At 72.3% G+C, this 22,501-nt stretch carries 15 protein-coding genes; 6 read left to right on the forward strand and 9 right to left on the reverse strand.

Features of this window, described 5'->3' with window-relative positions; all coding sequences use genetic code 11:
* The coding region (locus AB0D74_RS49865) for a maltotransferase domain-containing protein (RefSeq protein ID WP_362603172.1) at positions 1 to 1,001 on the reverse strand (1,001 nt) is incomplete at its 3' end.
* Between the two features lie 268 nt (positions 1,002 to 1,269).
* Positions 1,270 to 2,520, reverse strand: a complete 1,251-nt coding sequence (locus tag AB0D74_RS49870) for a S8 family peptidase (protein ID WP_362603175.1) — start codon at positions 2,518 to 2,520, stop codon at positions 1,270 to 1,272.
* Between the two features lie 207 nt (positions 2,521 to 2,727).
* On the opposite strand from AB0D74_RS49870, the gene glgP reads away from it, so the two are divergent.
* Entirely contained in the window at positions 2,728 to 5,352 is a 2,625-nt protein-coding gene (gene glgP / locus AB0D74_RS49875; protein WP_362603214.1) for an alpha-glucan family phosphorylase, read from the forward strand.
* Between the two features lie 90 nt (positions 5,353 to 5,442).
* On the opposite strand, the gene AB0D74_RS49880 is transcribed toward glgP, so the two are convergent.
* The 7 genes from AB0D74_RS49880 to AB0D74_RS49910 form a co-directional block, all read right to left on the reverse strand.
* Entirely contained in the window at positions 5,443 to 5,958 is a 516-nt protein-coding gene (locus AB0D74_RS49880; protein WP_362603178.1) for a DUF1990 domain-containing protein, read from the reverse strand.
* A gap of 71 nt (positions 5,959 to 6,029) precedes the next feature.
* Positions 6,030 to 7,676 carry a M4 family metallopeptidase gene (locus tag AB0D74_RS49885; protein WP_362603181.1) on the reverse strand — a complete coding sequence of 549 codons (1,647 nt, stop codon included), beginning with the start codon at positions 7,674 to 7,676 and terminating at the stop codon, positions 6,030 to 6,032.
* 251 nt (positions 7,677 to 7,927) lie between these two features.
* Positions 7,928 to 9,973 carry a M4 family metallopeptidase gene (locus AB0D74_RS49890; protein WP_362603184.1) on the reverse strand — a complete coding sequence of 682 codons (2,046 nt, stop codon included), beginning with the start codon at positions 9,971 to 9,973 and terminating at the stop codon, positions 7,928 to 7,930.
* Positions 9,974 to 10,294: 321 nt separating this feature from the next.
* Positions 10,295 to 12,040, reverse strand: a complete 1,746-nt coding sequence (locus AB0D74_RS49895) for an ABC transporter ATP-binding protein (RefSeq protein ID WP_362603186.1) — start codon at positions 12,038 to 12,040, stop codon at positions 10,295 to 10,297.
* Positions 12,034 to 13,890, reverse strand: coding sequence for an ABC transporter ATP-binding protein (locus tag AB0D74_RS49900; protein ID WP_362603189.1), 1,857 nt, complete (start codon positions 13,888 to 13,890; stop codon positions 12,034 to 12,036). Before AB0D74_RS49900 ends, AB0D74_RS49895 begins: the two co-directional genes overlap by 7 nt.
* Before the next feature lie 38 nt (positions 13,891 to 13,928).
* Complete coding sequence (locus AB0D74_RS49905) at positions 13,929 to 15,797, reverse strand: ABC transporter ATP-binding protein (RefSeq protein ID WP_362603192.1); 1,869 nt, start codon at positions 15,795 to 15,797, stop codon at positions 13,929 to 13,931.
* A complete protein-coding gene (locus tag AB0D74_RS49910; RefSeq protein WP_362603195.1) occupies positions 15,794 to 17,698 on the reverse strand; it encodes an ABC transporter ATP-binding protein in 1,905 nt (634 codons plus the stop codon). The genes AB0D74_RS49905 and AB0D74_RS49910 overlap by 4 nt, the downstream gene beginning before the upstream one ends.
* A 192-nt stretch (positions 17,699 to 17,890) precedes the next feature.
* Here AB0D74_RS49910 and AB0D74_RS49915 point away from each other — a divergent pair, with 192 nt between their 5' ends.
* The 5 genes from AB0D74_RS49915 to AB0D74_RS49935 all read left to right on the forward strand — a co-directional run bounded on the left by AB0D74_RS49915 (position 17,891) and on the right by AB0D74_RS49935 (position 22,410).
* Positions 17,891 to 18,802: an ABC transporter ATP-binding protein gene (locus AB0D74_RS49915; protein ID WP_362603198.1), complete on the forward strand. Its 912-nt coding sequence runs from the start codon at positions 17,891 to 17,893 to the stop codon at positions 18,800 to 18,802.
* On the forward strand, positions 18,799 to 19,533 hold the full coding sequence (locus tag AB0D74_RS49920) for an ABC transporter permease (protein WP_362603201.1): 735 nt from the start codon (positions 18,799 to 18,801) through the stop codon (positions 19,531 to 19,533). The genes AB0D74_RS49915 and AB0D74_RS49920 overlap by 4 nt, the downstream gene beginning before the upstream one ends.
* A gap of 29 nt (positions 19,534 to 19,562) precedes the next feature.
* The gene (locus AB0D74_RS49925; RefSeq protein ID WP_362603205.1) at positions 19,563 to 20,819 is read left to right on the forward strand and encodes a sensor histidine kinase; all 1,257 of its coding nucleotides are present in this window, start codon (positions 19,563 to 19,565) and stop codon (positions 20,817 to 20,819) included.
* Positions 20,809 to 21,453, forward strand: a complete 645-nt coding sequence (locus tag AB0D74_RS49930; protein WP_362603208.1) for a response regulator transcription factor — start codon at positions 20,809 to 20,811, stop codon at positions 21,451 to 21,453. Before AB0D74_RS49925 ends, AB0D74_RS49930 begins: the two co-directional genes overlap by 11 nt.
* Positions 21,454 to 21,570: 117 nt before the next feature.
* Complete coding sequence (locus AB0D74_RS49935; RefSeq protein ID WP_362603211.1) at positions 21,571 to 22,410, forward strand: dihydropteroate synthase; 840 nt, start codon at positions 21,571 to 21,573, stop codon at positions 22,408 to 22,410.
* The last annotated feature ends 91 nt before the right edge of the window (positions 22,411 to 22,501 follow it).

Genomic DNA, 22,501 nt, shown 5'->3' on the forward strand with positions numbered 1-22,501 from the left:
GCGAAGTCCAGGGCGATCTCCAGGCCGTGCCGGCCGGCCTCGGCCACGAACCACCGGAAGTCCTCGAGGGTGCCCAGGTCGGGGTGGACGGCGTCGTGGCCGCCCTCGGGCGAGCCGATCGCCCAGGGCACGCCGACGTCGTCGGGGCCGGGGGTGAGGGTGTTGTTGCGGCCCTTGCGGAAGGTGGTGCCGATGGGGTGGATCGGCGGGAGGTAGACGACGTCGAAGCCCATCTCCGCGATCTTCGGCAGCCGGCGGGCCGCGGTCCGGAACGTGCCGTGCGGCCGCTCGGGCGTGCCCTCCGAGCGGGGGAAGAACTCGTACCAGGAGCCGTACAGGGCCCGTTCACGCTCCACCAGCAGCGGCAACGGCTCCGAGACCGTCACCAACTCCCGCAACGGATACCGCGCCAGGACCTTCTCGGCCTCGGGCGTGAGGGCGGCGGCCAGGCGCCAGGGGGCGGGCCGTTCCTCGTCGCGGAGGGCGGCGGACGCGGCGAGCAGGATTTCCCGTTTTTTTGCCTTCGGGACCCCGGCGGCGGCCCGTTCGTAGAGCCGGGCGCCCTCCTCCAGGACCAGTTCGGTGTCGATGCCCGCGGGTATCTTGATCTTCGCGTGGTGGCGCCAGGTGGCGACCGGATCTCCCCATGCCTCGACCTGGTAGGTCCAGCGGCCCGGTTTCCCGTCCACGGTGACGGTGGCGCCCCAGCGGTCGGTGCCGGGGGCCAGTTCCCGCATCGGGGTCCAGGGGCCCGGGCGGCCCTTGGGGTCCGTCAGGACGACGTTGGCGGCGACGGCGTCATGGCCCTCGCGGAAGACGGTGGCGGTGACCTCGAACGACTCCCCGGTGACCGCCTTGGCGGGCCGGCGCCCCTGCTGGATCAGCGGGCGGACGTCGAGGACGGGTATGCGGCCGACGGCGGTGGCCTCGTCCGCTGGGGGTGGCGCGGCGGATGACGTGCGCCGGGTCGGAGGTGCTGACGGCTGGTGCGTGGCGGGCATGACCGCTCCTGTCCGCGGCAACGAGGGTGTGGGCGGATGGATGGTGGGGAGGTGGGTCCTGCTGGGGTGTACCTGGTGTTGTACCGCTGCCTGGTGTCAGTGCTGTGTCTGTGGGGTGTACCGGAGGAGCCTTCCCACCCTATTCGGGTGGGCAATCCGGCACTTTGTTAACTACTCAGCCGTATGTCTACGCACAAGACCGGCCCCGTTCACGGCGAACGGGGCCGGTGGCGTGATCGCATACCAGAAACCGCTTCACGACTCCGGTCTACGACTCCGGCACCCGCAGGAGCCTGTTCGGCGACCCGCGCCCCGCATCCGACACCTTCCCGCTCGCCGCCCTCGCAATCAGGGCGCCGGCGACCTGGGCGGGGGTCGCCCCGCGGTGCCCGGCGAGGTAGAGGGCGGCGGCGCCCGCGACGTGCGGTGCCGCCATCGACGTACCCGAGCAGGTCGCCCTCGCGGTGTCGCTCGCGTTCGCGTCGGAGGTGATCGCCACGCCCGGGGCGAACAGGTCGACGGCGGAACCGTAGTCGGAGAAGCCCGGGCGGGTGTCGGTGCGGTCGGTGGCGCCCACGGTGAGCGCCTGCGACACGTCGGCGGGTGAGTAACGGGCCGCAGGGAGGCCGTCGTTGCCGGCGGCGACCGTGTAGGTCACGCCCGCCTTGATCGAGTTCCGTACGGCGGTGTCCAGTTGGGCGCTGTGGTAGCCGCCCAGGCTGAGGTTGGCGACCGCCGGTCTGCGGGCGTGCGCGGTGACCCAGTCGACACCGGCGATGACCTGGGCGGTGGTGCCCGACCCGGTGTCGTCCAGGACCCGCACGGAGACGATCCGGGCCTTCTTGGCGACGCCGTACCTGGTGCCGGCGATGATGCCGGCGACATGGGTGCCGTGCCCGTTGCCGTCGCCGGCGGACCTGTCGTTCCCCACGAAGTCCCAGCCGTAGCTCGCGCGTCCGCCGAAGTCGGCGTGGGTGATGTGGACACCGGTGTCGATCACGTACACGGTGACGCCCGCGCCCGCCGACCCCGGCGAGGTGTACGCCCCGTTCAGCGGGAGCCCCGCCTGGTCGACGCGGTCCAGGCCCCAGGACGGCGGATGCTTCTGGGTGCTGCTCCGGGTGTTCGTCCGTGTGCTCGTCTGCGTGTCCGTCTGCGTGCCGGCCAGCCGCACCCGGCTGTCCTGGACGACCGAGGCGACCCGCGAGTCCGCGGCGAGCCGTCCGGCCTGTGCAGCGCTTGCTTCGACGGCGTAGCCGTTCAGCACGGTGCCGTAAGTATGGCTTATTTTCGCCCCATACCGGGCGGCGACGTCCCTCCCGGCCGCCGACGCCCCCTTGATCCCCTCCTCGAGCGTCACCAGATAACTCCCGCCGACCGAGCCGGCCCGGCCGGAGTCGACGACGGTTCCCTCCGGTACGGCGTGCGCGGGCAGGGTGGCCGTCGACAACACCGCGGCCGTGACGGCCGCGGTCAAGTCCCCCACCAGACGCAGACGCCGGCTGTACCTCCGTGACATGGCTGCGAGTCCCCCTCCTCAGCTCAGGGAGGCAGGGTCTCGTACGGGGCGAAAACCGACAAGAAGGCACCCGAGGACGAGGCGGTCCGGGCCGGAGCGCGGGTCCGGGGCGGCAGCCCCCGGCGGCACCCCGACACCGGTACTGTCTGAGGGACGCCGAGCCGCACACCGCCGTACGGCTCCCACCGCGAACGCGTGGAGTGGAATGTGAAGGCGATCCGCCGGTTCACCGTCCGTCCCGTTCTCCCCGAACCCCTCCGCCCCCTCAGTGACCTGGCCCGCAATCTGCGGTGGTCCTGGCACGCCGAGACCCGTGATCTCTTCCAGTCCGTCGATCCCGAGCGCTGGGCCGCCTCCGAGGGCGACCCGGTGCGGCTGCTCGGCAGTGTGCCGCCGGCCCGCCTCGCCGAACTGGCCGGGGACCGCCGGTTCCTGCGCCGGCTGACCGCGGTCGCCGACGACCTGGGCGACTACGTGACCGGCGACCGCTGGTACCAGACCCGGCCGCAGCCGGCCGATCTCCCGGCCGCCGTCGCCTACTTCTCACCCGAGTTCGGCATCACGGCCGCCCTGCCCCAGTACTCCGGCGGCCTCGGCATCCTGGCAGGCGACCACCTCAAGTCGGCCAGCGACCTCGGCGTGCCGCTGATCGGCGTCGGCCTGCTCTACCGGCACGGCTACTTCCGGCAGACCCTGTCCCGGGACGGCTGGCAGCAGGAGCACTATCCCGTCCTCGACCCCAACGAACTCCCCGTGGCCCTGCTCAAGGAGGCCGACGGCACCCCAGCGCACGTCTCCCTCGCGCTGCCGGGCGGCAGACTGCTGCGGGCCCGCATCTGGCTGGCCCAGGTCGGCCGGGTGCCGCTGCTGATGCTGGACTCGGACGTCGAGGAGAACGACGTCGGCGAACGCGGGGTCACCGACCGGCTCTACGGCGGCGGCAGCGAGCACCGGCTGCTCCAGGAGATGCTGCTCGGGATAGGGGGCGTCCGGGCCGTACGGACGTACTGCCGGCTCACCGGCCACCCCGAGCCCGAGGTGTTCCACACCAACGAGGGGCACGCCGGCTTCCTCGGCCTGGAGCGGATCGCCGAACTGGTCGCCGCCGGGCTGGACTTCGACGCGGCGCTGGAAGCGGTCCGGGCCGGTACCGTCTTCACCACCCACACCCCCGTACCGGCCGGCATCGACCGCTTCGACCGCGAGCTGGTCGCCCACCACTTCGGCGCCGACGCCGAACTCCCCGGGATCGGCGTCGAGCACATCCTGCGGCTCGGCATGGAGACCTACCCCGGCGGCGAGCCCAACCTGTTCAACATGGCCGTGATGGGGCTGCGGCTCGCCCAGCGCGCCAACGGGGTCTCGCTGCTGCACGGCAACGTCAGCCGGGAGATGTTCTCCGGGCTGTGGCCGGGGTTCGACCCCGACGAGGTGCCGATCACCTCGGTGACGAACGGGGTGCACGCCCCGACCTGGGTGGCCCCGGAGGTGGTCCGGCTGGGGGCCCGGCGGCTGGGCGACCGCCGTACCGAGGAGGCGCTGACCGTCGGCGGTCCCGAGCGCTGGGACGCGGTCGCCGACGTCGCCGACCAGGAGATCTGGGAGCTGCGCCGCAGCCTGCGCGAGCAGCTGGTGCTGGAGGTGCGGGAGCGGCTGCGGGCGTCCTGGCGGCAGCGCGGCGCGGGCACGGCGGAGCTGGGCTGGATCGACAACGCCCTCGACCCGGACGTCCTGACCATCGGGTTCGCCCGGCGCGTCCCGTCGTACAAACGACTCACGCTGATGCTGCGCGACCGCGACCGGCTGCTGGATCTCCTGACCCACCCGGACCGCCCGATCCAGATCGTGGTGGCCGGGAAGGCGCACCCGGCCGACGACGGCGGCAAGCGGCTGGTCCAGGAGCTGGTCCGGTTCACCGACGACCCGCGGGTCCGGCAGCGGATCGTCTTCCTGCCCGACTACGGCATGGCGATGGCGCAGAAGCTCCTGCCCGGCTGCGACATCTGGCTGAACAACCCCCTCCGTCCCCTGGAGGCGTGCGGGACGAGCGGGATGAAGGCGGCGCTCAACGGCGGCCTCAACCTCTCGGTCCTGGACGGCTGGTGGGACGAATGGTTCCAGCCGGACTTCGGCTGGGCGATCCCGACGGCGGACGGCGCGGGCACCGATCCCGACCGCCGGGACGACATCGAGGCAGCCGCGCTCTACGACCTCCTCGAACAGCGGGTGACCCCGCGGTTCTACGAGCGTGGCCGCAGCGGTCTGCCGGACCGCTGGATCGAGATGGTCCGCCAGACCCTCACCCTCCTCGGTCCCAAGGTGCTGGCGGGCCGCATGGTCCGGGAGTACGTGGAGCGCCTCTACACCCCGGCGGCCCACGCCCACCGGTCGATGACCGCGGACACGGCCCGTGAGCTGTCCGCCTGGAAGGGCAGGGTGCGGGCGGCCTGGCACGGCGTCTCGGTGGACCACGTCGAGACGGCCACCGCCACGGCCACCGCCGAACTCGGCACCACCCTCGCCCTGCGCGTCCGCGTCCGCCTCGGCGACCTCGCCCCCGACGACGTGGAGGTCCAGGCCGTCTCCGGCCGCGTCGACCCGGAGGACCGGATCACGGACGCGACCACGGTGCCGCTGAAGCCGGTCTCCGGCCCCGACCTGGAGGGCCACTGGACCTACGAGGGCCCCCTCGCCCTCGACCGCACGGGCCCTTACGGCTACACGGTCCGCATCCTCCCCACCCACCGCCTGCTGGCCTCCGGTGCCGAACTGGGCCTGGTGGTGGTGCCCGCGGAGGGGGCAGTGACGGGGGCCGGAGTGCTGCTGCGCTGAGGTCCCGGGAGGCTCCGAGGGCGGGTGGTGGTCTCCGCTCGCCCTCACCTCCGGCCGCCGGCCGGCCGGGGTTCGCCCGGCGCGGTACCGTCAGAACTCCGGTGCCACGCCCGCGCACAGCTTCCGCAGTACCGTCCCGCACCTGCGTGCGTACGCCTGCTGCAACCCCCGGGTCGCGGCGCCGCCCGCGCGGGCGTACCACTTGGCGGGTCTGCTGAAGGCGGCGACCGTGAGCCAGACCGTGCCGTCGCCGGTGCGGTCGACGACGAAGGCCTCCTCGCCGCTTTCGGGGTGGCCGGCGAGGGTGCCGTAGGCCCAGCCGGCGCGGCGGGACTCCTCGGCCGTCCAGACTATGCGGCAGGGGGCCTTGACGAGGCCGGCCAGGGTGACGGTGACGTCGACGCCGGGGGCCGCGCGGTCGGCCGCGGCGTCGATGCCCACGCCGAGGGCGCGGTGGAGTTCCCAGGTGAGGACCGCCTCGGCGGCCCGGTGGAAGACTTCCTGGCCCTCGCCTATGCGCGTGCGCACGTGCAGCGGGTGGAAGCCCGGTGGGCAGGCGGCGAGGTTCTCGCGGGTGGCGCCGACCGCCTCGTACGTGAAGGACATGGGAGAGAGCGTAGGGCGGGCCCCCGGGACGACTTCGTCCCGGGGGCCCGCCTGGGCGTTGCGCTAGCGCGTCACGCGGTCACGTTGACGGCCGTCCAGGCCGCCGCCACCGCGTTGTACTCGGTGGAGCCGGAGCCGTACAGCGCAGCCGCCGCGGAGAGCGTGCCGGTGCGGGCCGACTTGTAGTTGGTGGTCGACGTGAAGTACGTGGTCAGGGCCTTGTACCAGATCTGGAGGGCCTTGTCCCGGCCGATGCCGGTGACCGTGGAGCCGTTGTACGTCGGCGAGTTGTAGCTGACGCCGTTGATGGTCTTCGAACCGCTGCCCTCCGAGAGGAGGTAGAAGAAGTGGTTCGCGACGCCGGACGAGTAGTGCACGTCCAGGTTCTTCACCGACGAGGACCAGTAGTTGGCCGAGGCGCCGTCCTTGCTCGGCTGGTCCATGTAGCGCAGCGGGGTGCCGTCGCCGTTGATGTTGATCTTCTCGCCGATGAGGTAGTCGCCCGGGTCGGAGGAGTTGGCCGCGTAGAACTCGACGCCGGTGCCGAAGATGTCCGAGGTGGCCTCGTTCAGGCCGCCGGACTCGCCGCTGTAGTTGAGGCCCGCGGTGTTGGAGGTGACGCCGTGGCTCATCTCGTGGCCGGCCACGTCCAGCGAGGTCAGCGGGTGGGTGTTGCTGGAGCCGTCGCCGTAGGTCATGCAGAAGCAGCTGTCGTCCCAGAAGGCGTTGACGTAGCCGCTGCTGTAGTGGACGCGGGAGTACGCGGCGACGCCGTTGTTCTTGATGCCGCTCCGGCCGAAGGTGTTCTTGTAGAAGTCCCAGGTCTCCTGGGCGCCGTAGGCGGCGTCCACGGCGGCCGTCTGGTCGGTGGAGGAGCTGGAGGCCGCGCCGGTGCCCCAGGTGTTGTCGGCGTCGGTGAAGAGCGTGCCGGTGCCGGAGGTGCCACGGGCCAGGTTGTACGTCTTGTGGCCGCCGCGCGTGGTGTCGTACAGCTGGTACGTCGAGCCCGACAGGTTGGTGGTGAGGCTGACGGTGCCGGAGTAGAGGCTCTTGCCGGTGCCCGTGGCGTTCTCGATGCCCTGGTACTCGAAGAGCTTCTTGCCGGTGGCGGCGTCGGTGACGACGTGCAGCTGGTTGGGGGTGCCGTCGTCCTGGAAGCCGCCGACGATCGTCTCGTAGGCGAGGACGGGGGTGCCCGAGCCGGCCCAGATCACCTTGCGGGCGCCGTCGGCGGCCTGCTTGGTGGAGCCGAGGGTCTTGGCCGCGGTGAGCGCGGACTTCTCGGCCTTGGCGGCGGTGATCTGCGGCTTGAGCGAGGCGACCTTGATGGTGGCCTTGTTCGCCTTGGTCACGCCCTCCGTCTTGCCGGCCTTGGAGGTGTGCACGACGAGGTCGCCGCCGAGGACGGGCAGGCCCGCGTAGGTGCGCTCGTAGCGCGTGTGGACCGTGCCGTCGACGTCCTTCACGACGTCCTTGACGACCAGCTTCTCCTTGGCGCCGAGGCCTATCTGCTGGGCCGTCTCGGCGACGTTCGCGTCCGCCTTCTGGATGAGGGCGGTGCGGGCGGAGTTGGAGAGCAGCGTGGGGGCGGCGGCCAGCGGCTTCTTGTCGACGGCCGAGGCGTTCGCGGTCATACCCGTGGTGAGCAGGGCGCCGGCGGCGACAGCGGTGGCGATGGCGAGCGTGGTGCGCTTGTGACGCGCGTAGAGGGGGCTCACTCAAGCTCCTTCAGGATGTGGGGAGTCCGGGCGGAGTGGGGTCACCGGCCCGGCTGTGGGGTTGTGAAGTTGCTGTGCTGTGCGACGGGTGAAGGAAGAGTGACATCAAGGTCGCGTACATGTCAGGACCCTGAAGTGATGTTGGCCGAAAAGCAGGTGTTGGGTGAACGTTGCGGCCATGTAAAACGGGCGCCGTCCGAGGAGGGGTCCCCCCTCGGACGGCGCCCGGTGCGCGCGTGTGTTACCTGCGGTTACGGGAAGGTCAGCTTCCACCCGTTGATCGTGCCGACGTCCTGTGCGGCCTGGTCCTGGACCTTCAGCTTCCAGGTGCCATTGGCCGATTCCGAGGAGGCGTTCACCGTGTAGGTGTCCGTCACGTTGTCCGCCGAGTCGGACGAGCTGAAGTTCTTCAGCCGGTACGACGTGCCGGACGGGCCGACCAGGTCGACCACCAGGTCGCCGCGCCACGTGTGGCTGATATTCGGCGTTACCTGAAGGTTGTTCGGCGCGTTCCCGGTCCGGCCGGAGACCGTGATCGACGAGGTGACCGCGGGCCCGTTGTCCGGAATGGACACCGACGTGGTGCTCTCGTACGAGGTGCCCGTACCGCCGCCGCCACCGGAGCGCGAGCCGACCGCCACGGCCGCCCAGGCGTCCTGCACCGCCTTGTACTCGGTGCTGGTGGTGCCGTACAGCTCACCCGCCGCCGCGAGGGTGCCGGTGCGGGCCGCCGCGTAGTTGGTGGTCGAGGTGAACTTGGTGGTGAGCGCGCGGTACCAGATCTGCAGCGCCTTGTCCCGGCCGATGCCGGTGACCGGAAGGCCGTCCTTGGTGGGCGAGTTGTAGCTGACGCCGTTGATGACCTTGGCGCCGCTGCCCTCGCTCAGCAGGTAGAAGAAGTGGTTCGCGACACCGGACGAGTAGTGCACGTCCAGGCCGCCGACCGACGAGGACCAGTAGTCCGCCGAACCGCCGTCCTTGCTCGGCTTGTCCATGTAGCGCAGCGGGGTGCCGTCGCCGTTGATGTCGATCTTCTCGCCGATGAGGTAGTCGCCGACGTCGGAGGAGTTGGCGGCGTAGAACTCCACGCCGGTGCCCATGATGTCGGAGGTGGCCTCGTTCAACCCGCCGGACTCACCGGAGTAGTTGAGACCGGCCGTGTTCGACGTGACGCCGTGGCTCATCTCGTGGCCGGCCACGTCGAGGGCGGTCAGCGGGTCCGCGTTGCCGGAGCCGTCGCCGTAGGTCATGCAGAAGCAGCCGTCGTCCCAGAACGCGTTCACGTACGAGTTGCCGTAGTGGACGCGGGAGTAGGCGCCGACGCCGTTGTTCTTGATGCCGCTGCGGCCGAACGTGTTCTTGTAGAAGTCCCAGGTCTCGGCGGCCCCGTAGTGCGCGTCGGCGCCCGCGGTGGCGGCGTTCGACGTGGTGCCGTTGCCCCAGGTGTTGCTCGACTGCGAGAACAGCGTGCCGGTGCCCGAGGTGCCGTGGTTCAGGTTGTACGTCTTGTGGCCGCCGCGGTCGCCGTCGGTCAGGTTGTACGTCGACCCCGACTGCGTCGTCGACAGCGACACCGTCCCGCTGTACTGGGTGTTGCCGGTGCCGGTGACGTTCTCGATGCCCTGGTACTGGAAGAGCTTCTTGCCGGTGGCGGCGTCGGTGACGACGTGCAGTTGGTTGGGGGTGCCGTCGTCCTGGAAGCCGCCGACGATCGTCTCGTAGGCGAGGACGGGGGTGCCCGAGCCGGCCCAGATCACCTTGCGGGCGCCGTCCGCGGCCGACTTGGTCGAGCCCAGCGTCCGCGCGGCGGACAGGGCCGTCTTCTCGGCGCTCGCCGCGCTCCGGGCCGGGGTCAGGTCGGCGACCTTCAGCGTGGCGTTGTTCGCCTTCACGATCCGCTCGGTGGCGCCCGACTTCGCGGTGTCGACGATCAGGTCGCCGCCGAGCACCGGCAGGCCGGCGTAGGTGCGCTCGTAGCGCGTGTGCAGGGTGCCGTCGGTGTCCTTGACGACGTCCTTGACGACCAGCTTCTCCTTGGAGCCGAGGCCTATCGCCTTGGCGGTGGCGGCCCGCTCGCCGCTCGCGTCGCGGAGCAGTTCGGCGCGCTGCGACGGGGAGAGCTTGACGGCGGCGTGGGCCGGGTTGGCCCTGCCGAGCTCCGGAGCGGCCGGGGCCGCGCTGGCGGCGCCCGACTGGACGGCGGCGGCGATCAGGGCGCCGACACCGGCGAGGGCGACGGCCGCGGTGCGGCGGTACGTGCTGTGGGGGGTGCGTCTGCGAGAGGAACTGCTTCTCAACACTGACTCCTTCTGCGTGGCCGCGGGTCGCACGGCCAGGGGAGATCCGGACGGCGGGTGGGCCGGCCGGGCAGAACTGGGCGTAACGCGGAACCATGTGCGTGTGCAGTGCCGGACCGACAGCGACGGTGGGGTGAAGCTGTGGGGTTGCTGTGAGTCGGCCGTGGGAAGAGTGGCACCAGAAAACGCAAACTGTCAGGACCGCGTCAGAAACTTGGCCGGAAATCGTCCGTTGACCGGATGTTCATGTTCGGTATGCGGAGTGTTGGGGGCGACCCAGGGCGGGGTGACCCAGGGCGGGGCGAGCCAGGGCGGGGCGGGTCAGGGTGCCTGGTCGCCGTGCCAGGTCGCCCACAGCGCCGCGTACGCCCCGCCCGCCGCCACCAGCTCCTCGTGCGTACCCAGTTCGGTGAGGAGACCGCCCTCCATCACGGCCACCCGGTCGGCGTCGTGCGCGGTGTGCAGCCGGTGGGCGATGGCGATGACCGTGCGGCCTTCGAGCACGGCGGCCAGGGCGCGCTCGGTGTGCCGGGCCGTCGCCGGGTCCAGCAGCGCGGTCGCCTCGTCCAGGATCAGCGTGTGCGGGTCGGCCAGCACCACCCGGGCCAGCGCGAGTTGCTGGGCCCGGGAGCCGTCGGCGGCCGTGCCGCCCGCACCGAGCGGGGTGTCGAGGCCGTCGGGCAGGCCGCGCACCCAGTCGTCGGCGCCGACGGCGGCCAGCGCCGCCCACAGGCCGGCGTCGGTCGCGGCCGGTTCGGCGATCAGCAGGTTGTCCCGGACCGAACCGAGGAAGACGTGGTGCTCCTGGGTGACCAGGACGACCTGGCGCCGCAGCCGCTCCGGTTCCAGCCCGGCGACCGGCACCCCGCCCACGGTCACCGTGCCCGACCCGGGCGCGTCGACGCCCGCCAGCAGCCGGCTCAGCGTCGTCTTCCCGGCACCGGAAGGACCCACCACCGCGAGGCGCTCCCCGGGCCGCACCGTCAGGTCCACCCCGCGCAGCACCTCGCCGCCGCGCTCATAGGCGTACCGCACCCCGCGCACGTCGATCCGGTCGTCCGCCGGAGCCGGCGCGGCGCCGTCCGCCACCGCCCGCGGGGCCGCCGCCAGCCCCTCCACCCGGGCGAACGAGGCACTGCTGGACTGGAGTTGCTCCATCCGGATCAGGATCTGGTCCAGCGGTTCGGTGAACTGCCGCAGATACAGCGCCGCCGACACCACCACGCCGACGCCCACGTGCAGCAGCCCGCCGACCAGCAGCACCCCGGCCACCGGCACCGTGTACGACACCTCGACCGCCGGGAAGAACACGGTCCGCAGCCACAGGGTGTGGAACCGGGCCTTCCTGTTGGTCTCCAGCGCGTCCCGGCTCGCCGTGATCCGCTGCTCCTGGAGCCGGAACGCCTCCACCGTGCGGGCGCCGGCCACCGTGGCCGTGACGATCTCCGCGACCCCTGAGGTGGCCGCGCCCTCGGCGAGATAGCCGTCCCGGGCCCGGCGCAGGTACCAGCGCAGCGCGAACCACACGGGCGTCAGCCCGAGCACCCCGAACGCGGCCAGCGCCGGGTCGAGGACGAACACCGCGCCCATCACGAACACCGCCTGCACCGAGTTGACCAGCAGCTCGGGACCGGCGTCCCGCAGGGTCGTGCCGACGGTGCTCACGTCGCCCGTGCCGCGCGCGGTCAGGTCGCCGGTGCCGGCCCGCTCCACCACCGACGCGGGCAGCGCCAGCGCCCGGTCCACGAACTCCTCGCGGACGCGGGCCAGCGTCCGCTCGCCGAAGCGGTGGCCGAGGTAGCGGGCGGAGCGGGCGAGCAGCAGCTGGGCGAGGGAGCAGAGCAGGATCCACCGGGCGAGGTGGTCCACGGCGCCGACCCCGCGGCCGGCCCGTACCTCGTCCACGATCCGGCCCACCAGCCAGGGGCCGACGAGACCGGCGCCGGCCGCCGCCGCGTTCAGCAGCAGCGCGGCGGCGAACGGCCCGCGCTCCGCCCGCACCAGGCGGAGGGTGGCCCGGCGTACCTCGGTGCGTGAGGCGACCGGGAGTTGACTTGTCGTCACCATGCGAACTCCTCGTCCTCCGTGTCCCGGGCCACCAGGGCGCGGTAACCGGGTTCGTACGCCAGCAGGCCCTCGTGCGTGCCGGTCGCGGCGACCTTGCCGTCGACCAGGAAGACCACCTCGTCGGCGTGGGCCAGCAGCAGCGGGGAGGTGGTGGTGAGGAGGGTGGTGCGGCCGGCGCGGGCGGTGCGGAGGCGTTCCGCCACGAGGGACTCCGTGTGGGCGTCGAGGGCGGAGGTGGGTTCCACGGCGAGGAGGACCTCGGGGTCGGTCAGCAACGCCCGTACGAGGCGGATGCGTTGGCGTTGGCCGCCGGAGAGGTTGCGGGCCTGGGCGGTGAGTTCGGAGTCGAGGCCGGCGGGGAGGCCCTGGACGATGTCGTTCGCCGCGGCGGCGTGCAGGGCGTGGGCGGTTTTCGCGTCAGGGGGTGCCTCGCGATGTGCAGTGGCGGGTGCGGCGCCGTCGTGGCCGGCCGCGCCCACGCGGCGGCAGCCGCAGATCGGATACAGCCCCGCACCCCTTTGGGGCGCGTTGTGACAGCCGCAAGCCGGAACCATCCCCGTGCCCCTGGAGCGGCGGGTGACGCCTGCGCCTACGGCATCGCGCAGGGTGCCCGCGAACAGGTCGGCATCGTTGTCGGCGACCAGGATGCGGGACCGCACCTCTGTCAGCGGTACGGCGTCGAGACGTACGCCTCCCCAGGTCGCGTCCGAGGGGGTGTAGCGGCCCAGGCGGTCGATCACCGCGGTGGATTCCGTCGCGCTCACCAGGGCCGTCAGGCGGCCGGGGCGGACCCGTACCCCTGACTCCGGGTCGTGCAGGACGGCGGGGTCGGCCGGGGGCAGCTCGGTGCCCTCGTCCGGCTGCGGGTCGTGGTGCAGGAGGTGTACGACCCTGCGGGCGGCCACCACGCCCCGGCTCAGCTGGTAACCCATGTCGAGGAAGAAGGCCACCGGGCCCACCAGGACCGCGACATAGCCGTACACCGACACCAGCTGGCCCACCGTGATGTCACCGCGGGCGGCCATCCGGGCGGCGATCCAGGTCACCACCGCCAGGAACACCGTCGGCAGACCCATGCCCAGCGCCTGGACCCAGCTGGCGACCGCGCCCACCCGGTAGCCCTGGGCACGCAGGTGCCCGGAGTCGCGGCGGAAGGCGTCCGCGAACAGGCCCTTGCCGCCGAGGCCGTTGAGGACGCGCAGGCCCCCCGCGAGGTCGCCGATCCGGGCCGTGAGGACGCGCTGGCGCTCCCGGTACTCGGTCTCCCTGCCCTGCAGCCGCCGGGCCAGCGGCCCCGCGAGCAGGGCCACCACCGGCACCCCGAGCAGCACCACGCCGGTCAGCAGGGGCGAGATCGTCAGCAGCAGACCGGCCACCACCCCGTAGACGACGACCGCGCCCACCCCGGGGCCGACGACGGTCAGCGCCTGGGCGATGGTGTGCACGTCGCCGACGCCGATCGTCACGACCTCCCCGGCGTCGGACCGGCGCGACAGCTCGGCGCCGAGCCGAACCGTCTGCCCGACGAGCACCTTGACCGTGCGGAAGTAGGCGTCCATCCGCACCCGGGTCATCGTGCGGTGGCGCATGATGCTGAGCCAGGCGTTGACCGCCCCGAGCACGAAGATCGCCGCCGTCCACCCGGCCAGCACCGCCATGCGGCCCGGCACCAGGCCGTCGTCCACGGCCCGCGCCATCATGTAGGGCGTCGCGGCCATCAGCGTCAGCCAGACACTGGCCAGCAGCGCCCCGGCGAGCGAGCGGCCCGGCTGGCAGGCCACCAGCCACCACAGGTAGGACCACCCGCCACGCCTGTCGGGCGTGCCCGGATCCTCGTACGCGTCGATCACCCTGCGCTCCCCGTTCTCGGTTCTCGCCGCTGCTGCCGCTAGGCCAGACTGTCCCGCCACGCCCGGTGCAGATCCGCGAACCTGCCCGTGCCCGCGACGAGTTCGGCCGGGCGGCCGTCCTCGACGATGCGGCCGTGCTCCATCACCAGCACCCGGTCGGCGATCTCCACGGTGGACAGCCGGTGCGCGATCACCACGGCGGTACGGCCCTTGAGGACCGTCGACATCGCGCGCTGCACGGCCCGTTCCCCGGGGATGTCCAGGGAGCTGGTCGCCTCGTCGAGGATCAGCACCGCCGGGTCGGCGAGCAGGGCGCGGGCGAACGCGACCAGTTGGCGCTGCCCGGCCGAGATGCGCCCGCCGCGCTTGCGGACGTCCGTGTCGTACCCGTCGGGCAGCGCGGCGACGAACTCGTGGGCGCCGATCGCCTTGGCGGCCTGCTCGATCTCCTCGCGGGTGGCGTCCGGGCGGCCGATGGCGATGTTCTCGGCGACCGTGCCGGAGAACAGGAACGACTCCTGGGTGACCATCACCACCCCGCGGCGGAGTTCGCGCACGGTCAGCTCGCGCAGGTCGACGCCGTCCAGGAGGACCCGGCCGTCGGACGGGTCGTAGAAGCGGGCCAGCAGTTTGGCGAGCGTCGACTTGCCGGCGCCGGTGGAGCCGACGACCGCGACCGTCTGCCCCGCCGGAAGGGTGAGGTCGAAGACGGGCAGCACCTCGCCGCCGGTGCGGTAGGCGAAGCGGACACCGTCGAAGACGACCTCCCGGCCGGGGAGTTCGCCCGCCGTCGGGGGCAGCTCCTTCGGGACCGAGGGCTCCGGGACGGACGGGGTCTGGGCCAGCAGACCCGCGATCTTCTCCAGGGAGGCCGCGGCCGACTGGTAGGAGTTGAGGAACATGCCGAGGCGGTCGATCGGGTCGTACAGCCGCCGCAGGTAGAGGACGGCCGCGGCCAGGACGCCCAGCTCCAGCGAGCCGGACGCCACCCGGGAGGCGCCCCACAGGACGATCACCGCGACCGAGGTGTTGGCGACCAGCCGGGAGCCGACCACGTACCGCGCCATCTCCAGGAGCGCGTCGCCGTTCGTCCGCTCGTGGCGGCGGTTCAGCACGGCGAACTCGGCGTCGTTGGCGGCCTCCCGGCGGAACGCGCGCACCGGGCGGATGCCGTTCATCGTCTCCACGAACTTCACGATCACCGACGCGATCGCCGTGGACCGCGCCTTGTAGACCCGCACCGCGCGCCGCTGGTACAGCCGCACGAGCAGGTACAGCGGGACGAAGCTGGCCACCGCGACCGCGCCGAGGCCGAGGTCCAGCCAGAGCAGCATCGCCGAGATGTACAGGAAGGAGAGGATGACCGTGACCAGCTCCTGGAGGCCCTCGGCCAGCAGCTCGCGCAGCGACTCGACGTCCGTGGTGGAGCGGGAGATGAGCCGGCCCGACGTGTAGCGCTCGTGGAAGTCGACGCTCAGCGCCTGCGCGTGACGGAAGATGCGCCCGCGCAGGTCCAGCAGGACGTCCTGGTTCACCCGGGCGGAGGCCTTGACGAACGCGTACTGGAGGCCGCCGGAGAGCAGGGCGCTCAGGCCGTACCCGGCCGCGACCGCGAACAGCGGGCCGTGGTCGTGGCGGCGGAAGGCCGGTACGGCCGTGTCGATGGCGTACGCCACCAGCAGCGGGCCCGCCTGCACCGCCGCCTGCTGGAGCAGCAGGAGGAGCGTGGTGACGGCGACCCGCGCCTTCATGGGGGCGAGCAGAGAGCGCAGCAGCGTGGCCGTGGCGCCGGGCGGGGTGGGCAGGACGTCCCGGTCGAACGGGTCGCCGCCCGTGTCGCCGGTGGGCCCGGGCCCGGGGAGTTCGTCGTCCTCGTCGGGGGCGGGGAGGGAGGTGGCTGCGGTCATCGGCGGTGATCCTCCCCGGACATCAGGTGGGCGTACTCGGCGTTCGTGCGCAGCAGTTCGTGGTGGGTGCCGACGGCGGTGACCCGGCCGCCGGAGAGCAGGGCGACCCGGTCGGCGAGCAGCACGGTGGAGGGGCGGTGGGCGACGATCAGCGCGGTGGTGTCGGCGAGCACCTCGCGCAGCGCCGCCTCCACGGCGGCCTCCGTGTGCACGTCCAGCGCGGACAGCGGGTCGTCGAGCACGAGGAAGCGGGGGCGGCCGACGACCGCCCGCGCGAGCGCGAGGCGCTGCCGCTGGCCGCCGGAGAGGCTGAGGCCCTGCTCGCCGACCTGGGTCGCGGTGCCCTGCGGGAGGGCGTGCGCGAAGTCCGCCTGCGCGACGGCGAGGGCCCGGGCCAGCTCGGGTTCGCCGGCGCCGTCCCCGGCTCCCATGAGTACGTTCTCGCCGACGGAGGCGGAGAAGAGGGTGGGTTCCTCGAAGGCGACGGCGACGAGGGAGCGGAGTTCCTCGCGGGGCATGGCGGTGATGTCCCGGCCGTCGAGCGTGATCCGCCCGGACGTGACCTCGTGCAGGCGGGGGACGAGAGCGGTGAGGGTGGTCTTGCCGCTGCCGGTGGCGCCGACGAGGGCCATGGACTCGCCGGGGCGGACGTGGAGGTCGACGAGGTCGAGGGTCGGGACGGAATCGGGGGCGGCGTCGGGGTAACGGAACTCGACGTTCTCGAAGCGGATGCCGTCGGGTTCGGGGGCCGGTTCGTTGTCGGGTGCGGCACCGTTGGGGCTGGTCGCGCAGTTCCCCGCGCCCCTTGCGGGGCGCTGTTCAGGGGCCGGTTCGAGAGCGCCCCGTAGGGGCGCGGGGAACTGCGCGCTCAACCCCCGCGCACCCGCGGCCGAAGACGGACCGGCGTCCTCCCGCAACGCGTCCCGCACCTCGAAGTACCGCTCCGTCGCCGTCGCCGCCTCCTGGCTCATCGCCAGCAGGAAGCCGATCGACTCCACCGGCCACCGCAGCGCCAGCGCCGTCGACAGGAACGCCACCAGCGTCCCCGCGCTCAGCTCGCCCTCCGCGACCTGGATCGAACCCCACAGCAGCGCCGCCCCGATCGCCACCTCCGGCAGCGTGACGATGACACCCCAGATCATCGCCAGCATCCGCGCCTTGCGCAGCTCCGTGCCCCGCAGGGTCCGCACCAGTTCGCGGAACGCGTGCGCCTGGCTGCGGTGGCGGCCGAAGCCCTTGATGATGCGGATGCCGAGCACGCTCTCCTCGACCACCGTCGTCAGGTCGCCCACCTGGTCCTGGGCGAGCCTCGCCACCTCCGCGTACCGGTTCTCGAAGATCACGCACGTCCAGATCACCGGGATCGTGGGCCCGAGGATGACCAGGCCCAGCGTCCAGTCCTGCGCGAGCATGATCAGCACGCCGACGAGGATCGTCACCCCGTTGACCAGCAGGAAGGTCAGCGGGAAGGCGAGGAACATGCGGAGCAGCATCAGGTCGGTGGTGGCCCGGGAGAGCAGCTGGCCCGAGGCCCAGCGGTCGTGGAAGGCGACCGGCAGGCGCTGCAGATGGCCGTACAGGTCCGCCCGCATGCCCGCCTCGACCCGGGACAGGGGCCGGGCGACCAGCCAGCGACGCAGGCCGAAGAGCAGTGCTTCCGCGATGCCGAGCAGCAGCAGGTACAGCGCGCCGAGCCACACCCCGGCCGGGTCGCGGTCGGCCACCGGGCCGTCCACCATCCACTTGAGGACGAGGGGGATCACGAGCCCCGTGCAGGAGGCGACGACCGCGACGCACGCGGCGACGGAGAGCCGCACCCGCACCGGCCGTACGTACGGCCACAGGCGCAGCAGGGCGCGGACGGCGGACCGGTCCTTGGTGGTTGCACGTGTCGGAGGCATCAGGGGCGAGCCTACGGATCGGCACTGACAACGCCCACCGAGTTTTGGCCGGACCGGAATCCGCCGCTGGTCCTACGACCTGGAGGTTCGAAGGATCGTACAGATGGATCCGCGGCATCAGCCGATCGGTCGATGGCGGTTCCAGCGGGGCGGGCGATGCGGCGGACCGGGCCCCGACGGGACCCTCGGAGCATGCCAACCGTCATCGAAGTGACAGACCTGCGGAAGTCGTACGGCGGCCGGACCGTCGTGGACGGGGTGGGTCTCGCCGTCGAGGAGGGCGAGATCTTCGGGATCCTCGGGCCGAACGGGGCCGGCAAGACCACCACCGTGGAGTGCGTGGAGGGGCTGCGGGTGCCCGACGCGGGGCGGGTCCGGGTCACCGGCCTCGACCCCGTCGCCGACCACGAGCAGGTCGCCCGCGTCCTCGGCGCCCAGCTCCAGGAGAGCGAGCTGCAGCCCAAGCTCACCGTCCGCGAGGCCCTTGAGCTGTACGCCTCCTTCTACCCGGGCCCGCTCGACTGGGCCCCGCTCGCCGAACGCCTCGGACTCACCGACAAGCTCGCCACCCGGTTCGGCAAGCTGTCGGGCGGGCAGAAGCAACGCCTCTTCATCGCACTGGCGTTGATCGGGAACCCGAGGGTCGTCGTCCTCGACGAACTGACCACCGGGCTCGACCCGCGGGCCCGGCGGGACACCTGGGAGCTGATCGAGGACGTCCGGGACCGCGGGGTCACCGTCCTCCTCGTCACCCACTTCATGGAGGAGGCACAGCGGCTCTGCGACCGCATCGCGGTGATCGACAAGGGGCGGGTGGCCGCCCTCGACACCCCGGCCGGACTCATCCGCCGCAGCGCAGGCGCCACCGTCATCAGCTTCACCCCGTCCGCGCCCCTGGACGACCACGACCTCGCCGGCCTCCCCGCCCTCGCCTCGGTCGAGCGCAAGGACGGCCGGATCACGCTCTCCGGCACCGACGAGACCGTCAACGCCGTCATCACCCTGCTCGCCCGGCACCGCATCACCGCCCACCAGCTCCGGGTCGTCGACGCCACCCTCGACGACGCGTTCCTGGACCTCACGAAGGAGGCAGACGCAGCATGAACACCGCGGTCCTGCGCACCGAGTTCCGTCTCTTCCGCCGCGAACCCGGCGCCGTCTTCTGGGTCTTCCTCTTCCCGACCCTGCTGCTCGTGATCCTCGGCTCGATCCCCTCGTTCCGGGAGGCCGACAAGTCCCTGGGCGGGCTGCGCCCCGTCGACGCGTACGTGCCCATCGCCGTCCTCATCGCCCTGATCATGTCCGGTGTGCAGACCCTGCCCCAGGCGCTCACCGGCCACCGGGAGCGCGGCATCCTGCGCCGGATGCGGCTCACCCCCGTACGGCCCTCCGCGCTGCTGTCCGCGCAGATGGCGGTGCAGGGCACGGTCGCGCTCGGCTCGGCGCTGCTGGCGCTCCTCGTCGGGCGGCTCGCCTTCGACGTACCGCTGCCGAAGCAGCCGGGCGGCTACCTGCTGGCCCTGCTGCTCGCCGCGGCGGCGGCCCTCGCCCTCGGCTCCGTCGTCTCCGCGCTGTCCCGCACCACGAAGATCGCGGGCGCGGTCGGCTCGGCGGTGTTCTTCCCGATGATGTTCTGCGCGGGCGTGTGGATCCCGGTGGCCGCGATGCCGCACGCGATGGCCCGCGTCGTCCAGCTCACCCCGTTCGGCGCGGCGGCCCGCGCCCTGGACCGGGCCGCCGCCGGACACTGGCCCGGCTGGGAGCACCTGGGTGTGCTCGCCCTCTGGACGGTCCTGCTGACGGCGGGTGCCGCCCGCTGGTTCCGCTGGGAGTAGGAGGCGGGACGGCCGTGCAGACTGGCGACATGACCGCGGAGGACAACCGGCTCGACCGGCGCTGGGAGCAACTGCACACCTGGGGGCCGTACGGGTTCCTCGGCGTCAGCGTCGTCCTCGGGGTCGCCTCCGCCGATCCCCACACCCCCCAGGCGAAGTGGCTGACCGCCTGGTCCCTGGTCGGCGCCGCGGTCGTGCTCCAGCTGTGGTGGCACGGCACCCGGTCCCGCCGCCCCGACCGCGGCCGTGCGCCCTCCGCGGCCGGGAGCGCGTACTACGCCGTCCGCTGGGCCCTCGCCTTCGTCCTCGCCTGGCTCAGCCCGTTCTTCGCGTTCTACGCGGCCAGCGGCTACATGGACGCCGACGAGCTGCTGCCGCGCCGGTGGCGGCGGCTCGGGCTGCTGGCGAGCGCCGTCACCGTGGCCGGTGCGCAGACCGGCGGGATGCCGTTGCGCAGCGTGCTCCAGTGGGGCGTCTTCGCCGTGCTGCTGGCCGTCAACTCCGCCCTGCAGATGGGCATCGCCCACCTCACGGACCAGGAGAAGCAGCGGAACCTCGAACGCACCGAGACCATCGCCGCCCTGCGCCAGGCCCTCGACGAGAACGCCGCCCTTCACGCCCAGCTCCTCCTCCAGGCGCGGGAGGCCGGGGTCGCCGACGAGCGCCGCCGGCTCGCCGCCGAGATCCACGACACCATCGCCCAGGGGCTGGCCGGGATCATCGCCCAGCTCCAGGTCGTCACCAACACCCCCGACCCCGAGGTGGCCGAGGAGCACGTGGGCCGGGCCCTGGCCCTGGCCCGGCACAGTCTCGGCGAGGCCCGCCGTTCCGTGCACAACCTGGCCCCGGTCGCCCTGGAGCACGACGGGCTGCCCGAGGCGCTGCGGAAGACGGTCGCCGAGTGGAGCGAACGGACGGGCACACGCGCCGAGTTCACCGTCACCGGCACCGCCGAGCAACTGCACGAGGAGGTCGCCGCCACCCTCCTGCGCATCGTCCAGGAGGCCCTCTCCAACGCCGCCCGGCACGCGCACGCCTCCCGTGTCGGCGTCACCCTCTCCTACCTGGGCGACTTCCCGGGCGGCGAGGTCATCCTCGACATCCGCGACGACGGCACCGGCTTCGACCTGCTCGCCGTGCCCGCCCGCAGCTCCGCCGGCGGCTTCGGCCTGGACGGCATGCGCGCCCGCGCCGAACGCATCGCGGGCTCCCTGACCATCGAGTCCGAACCGGGTCTCGGCACCGCCCTGTCGGCGCGCGTACCGTTGGTCCGCCATGACAACTGAACCCCCGATCTCGCTGCTCATCGTCGACGACCACCCCGTCGTCCGCGACGGACTGCGCGGCATGTTCGAGTCCGCCCCCGGCTTCACGGTCCTCGGCGAGGCCCCCGACGGCCTCGCCGCCGTCGCGCTGGCCGCGGCCCTCGACCCGGACGTGATCCTGATGGACCTCCGCATGCCCGGCGGCGGCGGGGTCGACGCCATCCGCGAACTCACCCGGCGGGGCGCCCGCGCCAAGGTCCTCGTCCTCACCACCTACGACACCGACTCCGACACCCTCCCCGCGATCGAGGCGGGCGCGACCGGCTACCTGCTGAAGGACGCCCCCCGCGAGGAACTCTTCAACGGCGTCCGCGCCGCCGCCCAGGGCCGCACCGTCCTCTCCCCGGCCGTCGCCTCCCGCCTCGTCTCCGCCGTCCGCACCCCCACCGCCCCCGCGAACGAACCACTCTCCACCCGCGAACGCCAAGTCCTCACCCTCGTCGCCCGCGGCACCTCCAACCGCGAGATCGCCCGCGAACTCTTCATCAGCGAGGCCACAGTGAAGACCCACCTCACCCACCTCTACACCAAACTCGGCGTCAACGACCGCGCCGCGGCGGTCGCGACGGGGTACCAGCGGGGGATTCTGGGCTAGCGCGGTGCTTCTCTGGCGGTCGTGGAGAAATGAGGTCGGATGATTTCCCTTGCTCAATTGGCGGATCTCGCGCGGCGGTTCGAGGAGGATCTCTCCTTACCCGTCGAACCACTTCGGGTGGGGGACCGGGTAATCGACGTCGACACGACCCCCGCCATCATGGGGTGCATCAACCTCTCCCCGGACTCCACCTATCGAGAGAGCGTCGCGACCTCGACCGAGTCCGCGGTCCGGAAGGGGCGCATCCTCGCGGCACAGGGCGCCGACATCGTCGACATCGGCGCCGAGTCGAGCAATCCCCGCACCCGGCGGGTCTCCGTGCGGGAACAGGTGGCCGCCCTGGTGCCGGTCGTGAAGGGACTGGCCTCGGAAGGCGTCGCCGTGTCGGTCGAGACCTACGAGCCTGCCGTCGCCCGGTCGTGCCTGGACGCGGGGGCACTTCTGCTCAACTACTCCGGCGGGCCGGCGACCGACGCCGAGATGTTCTCCGTGCTGGCCGGCCGCGGAGCGACGGTCGTCCTGTGCCATGTCGAAGGGGAGAACTCCCGGGACGTGCGTGCCAAGGGCATCGACCAGGATCCTGTCCCCAGGATGCTCGACTACTTCGGGCGGCGCGTGGACCACGCCCGCTCGGCCGGGGTCGACCGAATCGTCATCGACCCCGGGATCGGCTTCTCGCACGACGGACACGTATCCGCCGATGTCCGTGTCCACTATCAGGCCCGTGCCCTCCTGAACACGTTCCGGCTCCGGCGGACAGGCCTTCCCGTCTGCCACTCCTTGCCGCATGCCTTCAGCCTCTTCGAGGACGAGTTCCGCACGGCAGAAGGCTTCTTCACGGTTCTGGCGCATCTCGGGGGAACGGGCGTCTACCGCACCCATGAAGTCCCCCGGATAAGAGCGACCCTCGCTGCCCTCCGAGCCCTCGGCCCGCAGTCCTTCGCTCCCGGAGCCTAAGACGCCATTTCAGTTGGCGTGATCTTGCGGCAGTCTGGGGTGATGACTGCTGCGCTTGTCGAGCGGATGGCGCCGGAAGAGCTGTGGACGT

The sequence above is a fragment of the Streptomyces sp. NPDC048278 genome, assembly GCF_040652195.1.
Taxonomy (GTDB): domain Bacteria; phylum Actinomycetota; class Actinomycetes; order Streptomycetales; family Streptomycetaceae; genus Streptomyces.